Source organism: Desulfosporosinus sp. SYSU MS00001, from assembly GCF_049943955.1.
Classification (GTDB): domain Bacteria; phylum Bacillota; class Desulfitobacteriia; order Desulfitobacteriales; family Desulfitobacteriaceae; genus Desulfosporosinus.
In genome coordinates this window covers 271,887-285,131 of record NZ_JBNFTW010000003.1, presented here as the reverse complement: position 1 = coordinate 285,131, position 13,245 = coordinate 271,887, and the positions used below count along the sequence as shown (strand labels likewise).

The window sequence follows — 13,245 nt, the reverse complement described above, 5'->3', positions numbered from 1 at the left end:
TACCCTTGGAAAGCGATACGGAGTTCTTGTTTTTTATGAGTATCTGTTAATCGGGTGATAATTATAGTTTTTCCAACTTCAGACCTGTCTTATGACCATTAAGGTTCTGTTTTTCCAAACTCGGATCATTAACCTTCCCAATAGTGACGGCTAGAGTTTCCCGTTTAATATAGGTTTCAAACAATGTAACGGCTTCGCTTATTTCCTCATCGCCATCAAAGAAGATATTAATCCTATCCATCATTTCGTAGCCATTATTTTTTCTCAATTGTTGTACCTTGGAAACAAACTCCCTCGCATATCCTTCATTAATCAGATCTTTCGTAAGCGTTGTATCCAGGATTACAAATAAATTGTCCTCCACGGTCATTGTAAAGCCTTCTTTGGCAGAAATCGAAGTAATTACATGATCTTTAACCAGGTCTATAGTTTCTCCCTCTACCTCAAGCGAAACAGTTTCCCCCGCTTCTAATTTAGGCACGATCGAAGAAGCGTCTAAGGCTGCCAACACTTTGCTTAAAGATTTTATTTTCGAGCCAAAGATAGATCCTGCTACTTTAAAATTGGGTTTGAGACTAAAGCTCATATATTGATTTAAATCCTGAGCAAAAACAACTTCTTTAACATTTAATTCCTCTTGAATCAAGGGAAGCATATAGTCTATTAATTGTTGATATTTACCGTCGATCAAAATCTTTTGAATTGGCTGCCGAACTTTAATTTTAACTTGTTCCCTGGCCGCTCTGCCCAGGCCTACAAGATTTCTTACCAAATCCATTCTTGTTTCCAACTCGTTGTCAATCAGCTGTACGTCAACGACAGGATAATCCGCGAGATGAACTGACAGTTCATCTGTTAGTCTCTTAAAGAGCTCTTCAGAGATATAAGGTGCAAAAGGCGCCACCAGCTTGGACAGACCTACAAGAATTTCATAGGTGGTATTGTAGACAGCTTTCTTATCATCCGTCAGTTCTGTACTCCAGAAACGCCGGCGTGCACGCCTGATATACCAGTTGGATAGATCTTCATTGACAAACTCCTGAATCTTTCTGACAGTTTTGGTTAGATCAAAAACACTTAGATCTGACTCAACGGCTCGAAGGAGACTGTTATATTTCGACATGACCCACCGATCAAGCTCTGGGCGATCTTTATACTCAATAAAGAACGTTCTCGGATCAAGCTTATCCGTATTGGCATACAGGGAAAAGAAAGCATAAACATTTCTGAGGGTGCTGAAGAATTTACTTTGTACCTCTTTCAGCCCTTCGATATCAAATTTTGTCGGAGTCCAAGCCGGAGATACATAGAGCAAATACCAGCGTAAAGCATCGGCTCCGTATTGATCAAACAACTCAAAGGGGTTGACAGTATTTCCTTTGGACTTGGACATCTTATGACCATCCTTATCCAGGATCAGATCATTAACTAATACTCGTTTATAAGGAGCAACTCCTTTGACAAAGGTAGAGATCACGAGCAGCGAATAGAACCAACCTCTCGTCTGGTCAATCCCTTCACAGATAAAATCTGCCGGAAAGACTTGATCAAAAGTCTCGCTGTTTTCAAAAGGATAATGTTGCTGGGCAAAAGGCATTGACCCGCTGTCAAACCAGCAATCGATTACATCTGTAACACGGGTCATCGTTGAGCCGCATTTCTCGCATTTAAGATGGATACCATCAACAAAGGGCCGGTGTAATTCCACCGTTTCATCCAGGGGCTCCAGAGATTTCTCAATTAACTCTTTGCGGGAGCCTATGGATGTGGTATGCCCACATTGGCATCTCCAGATATTAAGCGGTGTGCCCCAATATCTGCTGCGGGACAGCGCCCAATCGTTAACATTCTCCAGCCAGTTGCCAAACCTTTTTTCTCCCACATAATCAGGATACCATTCAACACGATTGTTGTTTTCGACCAATTGGTCCTTAAATTTGGTAACTTCAATATACCAGCTCGGTTTCGCATAATAAAGCAGCGGAGTATGACATCTCCAGCAATGGGGATAATTATGATCTACTTTTTCCTTTTTGTATAATTTCCCTTCCCCGTGGAGCCACTTGATGATCTCCAGATCGGCATCCATAACAAAAGTACCTGCCCAGGGCGTGGTCACAAATTTTCCGGTTTCATCAACCGGTTGAAGCACAGGCAGGTTATACCTTCGCCCGGTGTTGTAATCATCTTCGCCAAAAGCTGGAGCTGTATGAACAATTCCTGTCCCATCCTCCGTCGTTACATAATCGCCTAAGGTAACAAAGAAGGCCTTTTTATCTGTTTTTACAAAGGGCATCAACTGTTCATACTCTACATGCTCAAGGTCTCGGCCAAGGATTTCGTCCAAAACCTCAAACTCTTCTCCCAGCACTTTAGCAGACAACGTCTTAGAAACATAATAGACTTCATTATTTTGTCTGACCTTCAGGTATAGTTCCTGGGGATTTACCGTCAGGGCCACGTTTGAAGGCAGAGTCCATGGCGTGGTCGTCCAGACTAAAAAGTATTCCTCAGCATCTTTTTTCTTGAACTTAACATAAACGGTATTGGTCTTTATTTCCTTATATCCCTGGGCAACTTCATGGGAAGCCAACCCCGTACCGCAGCGTGAACAATAGGGCAGGATTTTGTGCCCTTCATAGATTAAACCTTGTTTAAAGAACTGATCTAGAATCCACCACACGCTTTCGATATAGTCATTATTCAACGTTACGTAAGGGTGATCCAAATCAATGGAATATCCCATCCGTTTGGTCATTTCCCGCCACTGTTTCTCATAACTAAATACAGATTCCCGGCATTTTTGATTGAATGCAGCAATACCATAAGCTTCTATTTCCTGTTTATTGGAAAGCTTAAGCTGTTTTTCGACTTCGATTTCCACAGGAAGTCCATGAGTATCCCATCCGGCTTTGCGTTTAACTTGATAACCCTGCATAGACTTTAAGCGGCAGACGGAATCTTTAAGAGTTCTGGCGATAACGTGATGAATTCCCGGTTTACCGTTAGCGGTAGGAGGTCCTTCATAAAAGACAAAAGGAGTCTTACCTTCTCTAATTTGAATGCTTTTATTGAGTATCTCATTTTTGTCCCAGAAATCAGCTATTTCGCTTTCTTTATGAGCCACGTGTTGCTCCGCTAAAGGTTTGAAGTCAGCCATGATTATCTTCCCTTCTCAATGAGTTAATTGTGACAAAATACTACGGCGATAACAACAAAAGTCCCTAAGTCTATGACTTAGGGACGAGTTATCGCGGTACCACCCTTTTTATTAATGGATTGCTCAAGAAACAATCCGTTAATCACTCAAAACATGTAACGTATGTCACACGGAGCAGCTTAATTAGTTCAGCCGCCCAACTCCAAGGTGATTTTCATAAAGAACCTTCGTCATAATCTTTCAGCCAAGGATTATGTCTCTAAGAATCAGATTCTTAACTACTGTCCTTTTCATCGTTGTTTTCCATACTTTAACCGAAATTATAAAAACTTAAACCTTACACCATTAGTCTTCACTTATGGTTAAAATTTACAATCCTCCACGTATCCCCGAATTATAAGACGATACGCCAAAAAGATTGGAAGAAATAACGTAAAAACCCAAATCAGGCCATATGCGAAAGGATTAATAAAATCAGCAATTAGTAGATCTAATTAATAAAGTTTAACCAATATTTTGCTAAAAGTAAACCCTTTGTAGGATAATTCGTTACTTTTTTAACTGGATACTTCTCGCTGCCCACCCTTTACCTAAAAGCATAGCACCTGACATGGGACTGTAAAGTAAACTCCAATAAGAAAGCGGACGTTACAAAAACCTAAGGTTTAAGCAACGTCCTCCCTCTTCACTTCTTTACTTATAAACCGATTTTCAGTATTGCATTTCTGCAAAACGCTTTAAAGTTTGGTATTTATCCCGAGCATGGCCCTCGGCAACATTGAACATTTCTTGTGCCACATCCGGGAATACGTTTAGCAGAGAAGAGTATCGGATTTCGCCCTTTAAGAAGTCTTGGAAAGAAGCCGTAGGCTCTTTGGAGTCAAGTGTGAATGGATTCTTTCCTTGATCTTTAAGGCGGGGGTCAAAGCGCCAGAGATGCCAATAACCGGCCTCAACAGCCTTTTTCTGTTCAAGGATACTTGTTCCCATTCCGGATTTGATGCCATGATTTATGCAAGAAGCATAGGCAATAATGATCGAAGGGCCGTGATAACTTTCGGCCTCAGCAATCGCCTTAATCGTCTGATTCATATTCGCTCCCATGGCTATTTGCGCAACATAGACATAGCCATAGGTTGTGGCAATGAGGCCTAAATCTTTCTTGCGGACCTTCTTGCCTGCTGCTGCGAATTTTGCGATAGCTGCCGTCTGCGTGGCCTTTGAGGATTGTCCGCCGGTGTTGGAGTATACTTCTGTATCCATAACCAGAATGTTTACATCATCACCGCTGGCGATGACATGGTCAATTCCGTTATAGCCAATATCATAGGCAAAACCGTCACCACCGAAAACCCAAACCGAGGGTTTGATGAGATAGTCTTTCTTTTCTTTGATTTCACAGAGAAGCGGATTACCTGCAGCATCTTCATTCTCCATCACTTCAAGCAGACGAGCAGAAGCCCTTTTCGATCCTTCTCCGTCTTCCATGTTATCAAGCCATTCATGAAAAGCATCTTTAAGATTCTCGCTGAGAGAACTTTCTAATCCCTGACGCATTAATTGAGCAAGCTTTGCTCGAATCTGCTTGGAGCCTAAATACATGCCATAACCGAACTCGGCATTATCTTCAAACAGCGGATTCATCCAAGCAGGGCCTTTGCCTTCAGCATTAACCGTATAGGGTACCGAAGGGGCGCTGCCTCCCCAGATTGAAGAACAACCTGTGGCATTGGCAATAATCATGCGATCACCAAACAGCTGAGTTATCAGGCGAGCATAAGGTGTCTCACCGCAACCCGGACATGCTCCGTGAAATTCGAGAAGTGGTTGGGCAAATTGACTGCCTTTCAGGGACTTAACATCCATGAGATGACGCTTTTCCGCGACATGTTTAATCGCGTATTCCCAATTTTCGGATTCCATTTCTATTTCGTGGTCAGCAGGTTTCATGACAATGGCTTTACCCGGCGCAGGACAAACGTCAGCACAGTTTGCACAACCAGTACAATCGAGGGGAGCAACTTGAATACGGTAGTGGTAACCTTCCAGCCCTTTGCCGATCGGTTTCTTAGTTTTGAAAGTATCCGGAGCCTTCTCAAGTTCGCTGTCATCCAAGAGGAACGGACGTATCGTTGCGTGAGGACAAACATAGGAACACTGATTACATTGGATACATTTATCGATTTGCCATTCAGGCAAATAGACGGCAATTCCCCGTTTTTCGTAGCGTGTAGTGCTTAAGGGGAAGGTTCCATCTTCCACCCCAACAAAGGAACTGGTCGGCAAGTCCTCTCCTTCATGACGCGCCATAGGCCTTTGTATGTTTTTAACAAACTCCGGTTCATCTTTGACAGGCATTTCCTCATCCGGAACTTCAGCCCAGGAAGCAGGAACCTCCACTTTATGTAGAGCTTCAATTCCGCGATCCACCGCCTTATGATTCATCTCAACGATGTTGGAGCCTTTTTTGCCATAGACCTTCTGGATAGAGTCTTTAAGGTATTGAATAGCGTCCTCAACAGGGATGACATTGGCTAATTTGAAGAAGGCAGCCTGCATAACCATATTAATCCGCCCGCCAAGACCAATTTCCCCAGCAATGGAAATAGCATCGATAATGTAAAAATTGATATTGTTCTTAGCGATATATCGTTTTAAAGAAGCCGGTAAATGATCTCCGATTTCTTTAGCGCTCCAAGGACAGTTTAAAACAAATGTCCCGCCTTTTTTTAACCCCTTAAGGATGTCATAGTGATAAATAAATGACCTATTATGACAAGCAATATAGTCAGCGTCAAACACCATATAAGAGGATTTAATCGGTTTCTTGCCAAAGCGCAAATGAGAAATCGTTGTGCCACCGGATTTCTTACTGTCATATTCAAAATACCCTTGAACGTAAAGATCCGTATTATCACCAATAATTTTGATGGCACTTTTATTAGCTCCAACCGTACCGTCAGAACCGAGTCCCCAGAATTTGCAGCGTATAGTACCCTCCGGCGAGGTGTCCACAGTCTCCTCGATAGGTAACGAGGTATGGCTCACATCGTCAATAATACCAATGGTAAAGCGATCCTTAGGCTGAGCCTTCTTCAAATTCTGGTAAACAGCGATTATCTGTGACGGAGTGGTGTCTCTGGAACCCAAACCATAACGCCCTCCCACAATTATGGGCTTGGAAGATTCATGATTAAAGATCTGAACAATATCCAGGTATAGAGGTTCCCCCGTCGAACCCGGTTCTTTTGTCCGATCAAGAACGGCAATTTTTTTAACAGATTTAGGCAAAACATCAAAAAAGTATTTTTTAGAGAAAGGACGATATAAATGTACTTTTATTAGCCCGACCTTTTCTCCCCGCTGGGCTAAGAAGTCTATAGTTTCCTCAATGGTATTACAGACAGAACCCATGGCGACAATAATCGTTTCCGCGTCAGGATCACCGTAATATTGGAAGGGATGATACTCCCGTCCGGTTACTTTCTTAATTTCTTTAAAGTAATCTTCAACAATATCCGGAACGGCCTCAAAGAAAGGATTGGAAACTTCCCGGCCTTGGAAATAGATGTCGGGGTTTTGGGCTGTACCTCTGAGAACAGGGTGATTGGGATTTAAAGCTCTATCTCTGAATTCTTTAATCTTATCATAATCTACAAGCTTCCCGATCTCATCGTAGCTTGTCGTTTCTATTTTTTGCACCTCATGGGAGGTTCTGAAACCATCAAAAAAGTGCAAAACCGGAACCCTTGATTTAATGGCTGCAAGATGAGCAACAAACCCCAAATCCATGGCTTCTTGAACGTCATTTGAGCAGATCATCGTGAAACCGGTTTGCCGGGCAGCATTAATATCTTGATGATCACCAAAGATTGATAAGGCATGGGTCGCCAAAGCCCTGGCACTAACATGGAATACTGCCGGCACCAGGTTTCCGGCCATTTTATACATTTCGGGAATCATAAGCAGTAATCCTTGAGAAGCAGTGTAAGTTGTCGTCAGGGCTCCGGCTTGAAGGGAGCCATGAGTTGCAGCGGCAGCTCCTGATTCCGATTGCATTTCCACAACTCTTACAGGTTGATCAAATAAATTCTTCTTGCCGTGAGCAGCCCATTCGTCAACCCCTTCTGCCATTGGGGAAGAGGGCGTGATTGGGAAGATCGTTGCAACCTCAGTCAGAGCATACGATGCTTCTGCTGCGGCTTGGTTCCCGTCCATTGTTTTCATTTTTTTAGCCACACTGAGAGCCTCCTCTGAAAAAACTTTGAATCTGGTCTGAATTAGTATTCGTCATTGGAAAACTCTCATACATGTTTTAAGGAAAAAAAGCAAATTCAACACCCAACGTCAATAATTCGTTGGTTATTAGTGAACTCGCTTACGCTAAAGCTGAACATCGGGGCTTCAGATGCAATAATGTCTAGTGGACATTATTGCCGAGCCGCCTTTCCCAATGGGAATACTTAGCGGCGAAGGAGGACTCTACCCCATCTGAAGTTTACGAAGGACCCACCCCCACTTATAGACATGGAGGGCTTAAAAATTGGATGAACAGGGCCGTCGCAAAATACATAAGTGCCCCTCATAAAAGAAAGCCATGCATAAATAGTGGTTTAGATCATCCACTTATATGCACGGCTTATTCAGGACAGCACCTACCTAAGCGATATTTTTTCATACGCAATTTTAATAAGGTATAAAAACAAGCAAAGATTCAAAATTGAAGTCATCACCGGTATAGTACTAAAAGCCGCTTGGTTAATACCCTCGTTGGTCTGGTAAAGAATAAGGTAGGTATTGACAAAACCCGTAACACTCACCCCTATTGACAATAACATAAACCGCTTATCCTTGGTATAAATAAATGCCAGAAGCGCCAAGGCTGCTGCAGGAAACAAATACCGCTCATGCATGCTGGCCGAAAAAAGAAAGACACCGGATATCAAAATGAGAGCTGAAACCGAAAGAAAACTCTCCTTCTTGCCTTTAGCAAATACGAACCAAGCCAACAAGGTTACAAGAACAATGAAAATCAATCCCCAACTATGATAGTTTAAGAACAAGAAGGGTGAGGTGTCTTTTTTATAGTTAGCGCCCAATAAATAAAAGAAATTAAAAGCATTGACAGATGCATAAGGATATTCACCCAAAGTACTTGTAAAGAGCTTAACAATCCAGAGAGGATTTTGCTGAAGTGAAAACGGCAAAATAATGGTTATCGCTGTCAGCAACCCGGAGATAAGAACTTTACCAATACTTTTTAGGCTTTTCTGCCTTACCAGCTCAAAAAATAAGATGGGAAGGAAAATGATTCCCTGCGGCTTCATAAGGACTGAAGACGTGAAAAAGATGGCCGCATAAACGAGCTTCCTTTCCATTAATAAAACTACCGCAGTTACGATAAGCAACGTGAAAAAGGAATCCACCTGGCCCCAAATCGTCGAGTTGACAAAAACAGCAGGGTTAAAGATATAGAACGCTGCCACCATGGTACTTAATTCTGCAGAGAGATATTTGCAGGCCAGCTTAAAGAGCAGGAGAGCAGTGATTATATCCGCCAGGATCGAAGGAAGCTTAAGCAAAATGGTATAATAAGCACTCATCGCTTTGAGGCTGCCGATTTTACCAATCAAATATAATATGTAAATATACAGCGGAGGATAATCACTGGCATGACGTCCCATGTAGAATTGGGAGAAATTATTGGCTGCTGAGGCCGCCCAGGATTTAAAGGTATTGAGATCAAAGGGATGCCCTTCAATAAGGATACCTAAGGCAATTCTAAGTAATAGCCCGGCACAGATCAGAGTCACCATTATAATTCTTTGGTTACTTCTATCAATGATCAGCTTAGAAAGAATCTCTTTATATTTTTGGGAACTTTTAAGAATAAAGAAACTAACTAGAGCTGCCAGGAAAAATAATACGGTGTAGGCAACGACCTGAACGGTAAAGCGATTACCCGCATTCCTTCTTCTGCCTGGCCCAGGAAATGTGCCCCAATTAAAGGAACGGCCATTAGGGTTAAATTGCCCGTTGGGCGAAGCCTGGACTCCATTTTCATGGGGCCTAATTTTATTTTGCCCCTGGTCTGCGGGTTGCCCGCTAAACTGAGGAGTCTGGACGCTCTGAGACTGATTTTGGAAAAACACTCTGCCAGTAGATGCAGTGTTTGAATTATGATGAACTACAGCATAAAAACACAGAAAAAATGAGGCGGCAATGATCAGAACCGCGCTTAACCTGAATAAAGACCTCTTGACCGGCAACAATCCTCACACTCCTTAGGTACACTTACTCATCTGACTAACCCGAATCCAAGCTCCTGAAAGGTAAAATTACACTCTGGAATTACTTAGACATCACTAGGGTTCTAAATTTTAGTTCGCCTATTAACACTTGTGCTGTTTGCCGGCCGAAAAACCCAAAGACGGCTGCCTAAAAAATTAATGACTACACTTCCTGCTATGGAAAAAAGCCTGCTTACAAGCATCGAAAATCCCCAAGTGGTGTGAACCCAAAGCAATAGTCCATAAGTCAGGGACAGAGTCACTAGATTCAAGACAATAAACTGCACAAGTTGTCTTATAGACTGCTGCTGGACCGATTCCTTAAAGGTCCATTTCTGATTGAGCAAAAAACTGTTCATAACGCCACAGCTGTAAGAAAGAGTATGGGCCGGGAGCAAGGGAATTCCCCAGGCATAGATCATGGCAAAAACGGCAAAATCAATAGCGGAATTAAGGACTCCTACGATACAAAACTTAAGAAATTCCTGTTGACGCTTTGTAACCTTTGCCAATCTTCTTCACTGTCCGTTCATTCTCTTCATTTCTATAACATTCCTGTACGATATACAAGGGACGATGTCTCGCTTCATCATAGATACGACCGATATATTCACCCATAATTCCCATCATGGCAAGAAGAATTCCCGTTAAAATAAACTGGGAAGCTAAGACAAGATTCCAGCCGCTGATTGGAGAATGGTCGGCCTCAAATCCAATTAGAAGAAGTAAATATACGAAACCTATTACTAGGAAGAAAAACCCGCTATAATTCGCCAATTTAATCGGTTTAAAAGAAAAAGAGGTAAGACCGTCAAGACTTAACTTGATCATCTTTCCTAGAGAATACTTCGTTTCCCCGGCTAAACGGGGGTCTCTGCTGTACTCGACGGCAGTTTGCCTGAAACCAACCCAGCTTACCAAGCCGCGCACATAGCGGTTCTTCTCAGGCAATTGTTGTAAAGCATCACAAACTTTGCGGTCCAGCAAACGAAAATCACCGGTATCGACAGGAATATCAATATCTGTACAGGTACGCAAAATTCGGTAAAAAAGACGAGCAGTTAGTTTTTTGAAAAATTTTTCGCCCTTACGCTCACTGCGTTTGGCATAAACGACTTCATACCCCTCCTTCCATTTGGCAATCATCTCTATAATTAATTCCGGGGGATCCTGCAAATCGGCATCGATAACAACAACCGCATCCCCGACAGCATAATCCATCCCCGCCGTGATGGCGATTTGGTGGCCAAAATTACGGGAAAAGGAGATTAACTTTACGGATTTGTCATGATCGCAAAAACCTTTGATAAATTCAACGGAACGGTCTAAGCTCCCGTCATTAACAAAAACTAATTCATAAGGTTCTCGGATCGCATCCATAACCTTTTTTAAGCGCCGATAGGTTTGCTCAAGGACAGCTTCCTCATTAAAAACCGGAACCACAATAGAATAACGAATGTCCGTACTCATAGTTCTGCCTCCTTGTTAAGGATTGACTTCATATAAAGTCCCAGCTCCAAACATTCCTCTGCCTCCTTGGAGAGCGCTCCCCGAGCCGGATTGCCAAGCCGACTGCGGTACTTCCTTGCCATTTTGGCGAATCCAAGATTGTATTTCTGAGCTGCCACTTCCCTGTCCGCCTCCGGACAACAGAAAATATTTAACCTCTTTAGCAGCTATCATTTGCTTTAATTTGTCCACTGTAAGAATCGGGTCGGAACCGGAAAAACCACCCATAGCCATTACTGCCTTTCCGGTTTGGATAATATAAGCTTCCGCTGTACCGGCATTGGCAGAAGCAAACAGGAACTTTTCGCCTGTGTTATGAGCTTCTAAATATGTGACCAATTGAGTATCAACATTTTCCCTCATCTGCCCCGGCCCCTGTCCGGGAACTTGACTAAAGGACTGCTTTTGCCTGCCCTGATAATTAGAACTTTGATCTTGACCTTGACCGGTTATGAAATCGGCGCCGAAGCCTTGGCGCCCATCTCGCCCGGGCTGGGTTGTCAGCCTGGAGAAACCGCCATGATTGAGTTGAGGTCCGGCTTCAGGTATCATACTGTTTCCTCCGTAAAGAAGAGGTGTAGAAGCCCAATATAATGGCGCAGCCAGCAAAACAAGCAATCCGCTGATGGCAGCGGTTCTACTGAACAAAAGCTGACGTTGCTGAAGCTCTGAGCTTACCGACCTGCTCCTGATTAAAGACAAAGCTAAATACAGGGAAAAGACACATCCCAAAATTCCCACGCTTATCGTCCAAATAGAACCAATTTGCGACCGATAAGGCCAAAGAATGTAGAGTTGAAACAAGGTTGTACCGAAAACACCTATGGGCAGCAGCCATCCTTTCCAACCCTCGCGGTTACGATAGAAGCCATAAAACTCTGCCCATCCCGCTCCTGATAAAGCAGCGATAGAAGGCCCCAGCATGATTAAATAGTAGGAATGGAAAAACCCCGCAACACTAAAGAATCCCATCATTGGCAACAGCCAGACCAGCCAAAACAAACTCTCCTTTTGTTTGTCCGTCAAAGGCTGCTTCCTGCGGATTCCAATTAATAAACCAAGAGCTGACAACAGGGCAAAAGGAAGCAGCCAGCTGATTTGACCGGACAATTGAGATTGAAAGAGACGGAAGGGACCGGCTTTCCCCGTGTTAAACATGCCTCCTCCGCCGAAAAAGCTGCCTCCCTCCTGCCTTGATTGTCCCGTTCGGCTGGACGAATTATTACCGCCAAAAGGGCTGTTCCGCTGGATACTATTAGACCTGGCGGCAAAACCTTGACCTGATGCAAAGCCGCCGGAAAACTGTTCTCTGCTGCTTTGCCTTTGATTATTATTTCCGCCCGGACCATGTTGTCCGGTTAAACGGGATAGGCCGTTATAGCCAAAGGCCAGTTCAAGAACTGAGTTCGTTTGGCTGCTTCCGATATAGGGGCGATCCGCCGGAGGGATACTGTCCACAATCAGAGCCCAGGAAAAAGAAACAACGAATAATACCGCTGTCGAGGCGGAGAGAACGGCTAGTCTTCTTTGCCAATTAACCTTAAAAGCCAGCCAATAGAACAGGTAAAATGCAGGGAGCACCATATAGGCTTGAAGCATTTTAATATTGAATCCCAAACCGACTAGAGCAAAAGCTGCCATAAACCAGATTGGTTTGCTCGTTCTGGACCCTTTAAACAAACACCAAACGGCTGCTAAGAGGGTAAAAACCAACAAGCTGTCAACGTTATTGGTACGGCTGACAGCAGCGGCAATGGGAGTAAATGCAAAGATAAAAGCCGAAACTCTGGCTGCCGTTTGACCAAAGGAAGGTTTTACAAGAACATAAATCAGCAAGACAGACCCGATTCCTGCGAGAGCCTGGGGCAAGATAACACTCCAGCCATGAACCCCTAACACAGAAGCAAAAAGTGTCTGCACCCAAAAGGCAACCGGCGGTTTATCGACTGTGACAAATCCTCCTGGATCAAAGGAAGCAAAAAAGAAATTATGAAAACTTTGCAGCATGCTTGTTACTGCCGCAGTATAATAGGCATTGGCAACTTGGTCTTTCCAAATTCCATAACTATTTAAAAACCCGGCGAGTAACGCTGCTCCCATTAAGAAAGGATCGATGCGCTTGACCTTGGGAATCATAGGGTTTCAACTCCTTACCGTACATTAATAAATCAGTGAACTCACTTACGCTAAAGCTGAACATCGAGCCTTAACCTCAAGATATTAAAACATCGGGATAAACCTATGTAACAAATGGTTGACAGAATTTATCCGCAAGAAATACTACAA

General features: G+C 43.3%; 6 protein-coding genes and 1 other annotated feature. All 6 genes read right to left on the bottom strand.

Translation table 11 applies throughout. The annotated features are described in order from the left end of the window. Nucleotides 1-61: 61 nt before the first annotated feature. The gene (gene ileS, locus ACPUYX_RS07840; RefSeq protein ID WP_426379170.1) at nt 62-3,160 is read right to left on the bottom strand and encodes an isoleucine--tRNA ligase; all 3,099 of its coding nucleotides are present in this window, start codon (nt 3,158-3,160) and stop codon (nt 62-64) included. Nucleotides 3,161-3,236: 76 nt separating this feature from the next. Then, nucleotides 3,237-3,463: a binding site (T-box leader), on the bottom strand. Nucleotides 3,464-3,871: 408 nt separating this feature from the next. Continuing rightward, complete coding sequence (gene nifJ, locus ACPUYX_RS07835) at nt 3,872-7,399, bottom strand: pyruvate:ferredoxin (flavodoxin) oxidoreductase (RefSeq protein ID WP_426379169.1); 3,528 nt, start codon at nt 7,397-7,399, stop codon at nt 3,872-3,874. Between the two features lie 416 nt (nt 7,400-7,815). Beyond that, a complete protein-coding gene (locus tag ACPUYX_RS07830; RefSeq protein ID WP_426379168.1) occupies nt 7,816-9,432 on the bottom strand; it encodes a hypothetical protein in 1,617 nt (538 codons plus the stop codon). Between the two features lie 101 nt (nt 9,433-9,533). After that, entirely contained in the window at nt 9,534-9,962 is a 429-nt protein-coding gene (locus ACPUYX_RS07825) for a GtrA family protein (protein WP_426379167.1), read from the bottom strand. Beyond that, nucleotides 9,925-10,920 carry a glycosyltransferase family 2 protein gene (locus ACPUYX_RS07820; RefSeq protein ID WP_426379166.1) on the bottom strand — a complete coding sequence of 332 codons (996 nt, stop codon included), beginning with the start codon at nt 10,918-10,920 and terminating at the stop codon, nt 9,925-9,927. Before ACPUYX_RS07820 ends, ACPUYX_RS07825 begins: the two co-directional genes overlap by 38 nt. A 15-nt stretch (nt 10,921-10,935) precedes the next feature. Beyond that, complete coding sequence (locus tag ACPUYX_RS07815) at nt 10,936-13,095, bottom strand: glycosyltransferase family 39 protein (protein WP_426379165.1); 2,160 nt, start codon at nt 13,093-13,095, stop codon at nt 10,936-10,938. Nucleotides 13,096-13,245: the final 150 nt, after the last annotated feature.

Coding starts and splice junctions, on each gene's coding strand:
- ileS (WP_426379170.1), bottom strand. CDS start 3,160: ATGGCTGACTTCAAACCTTTAGCGGAGCAACACGTGGCTCATAAAGAA.
- ACPUYX_RS07820 (WP_426379166.1), bottom strand. CDS start 10,920: ATGAGTACGGACATTCGTTATTCTATTGTGGTTCCGGTTTTTAATGAG.
- ACPUYX_RS07815 (WP_426379165.1), bottom strand. CDS start 13,095: ATGATTCCCAAGGTCAAGCGCATCGATCCTTTCTTAATGGGAGCAGCG.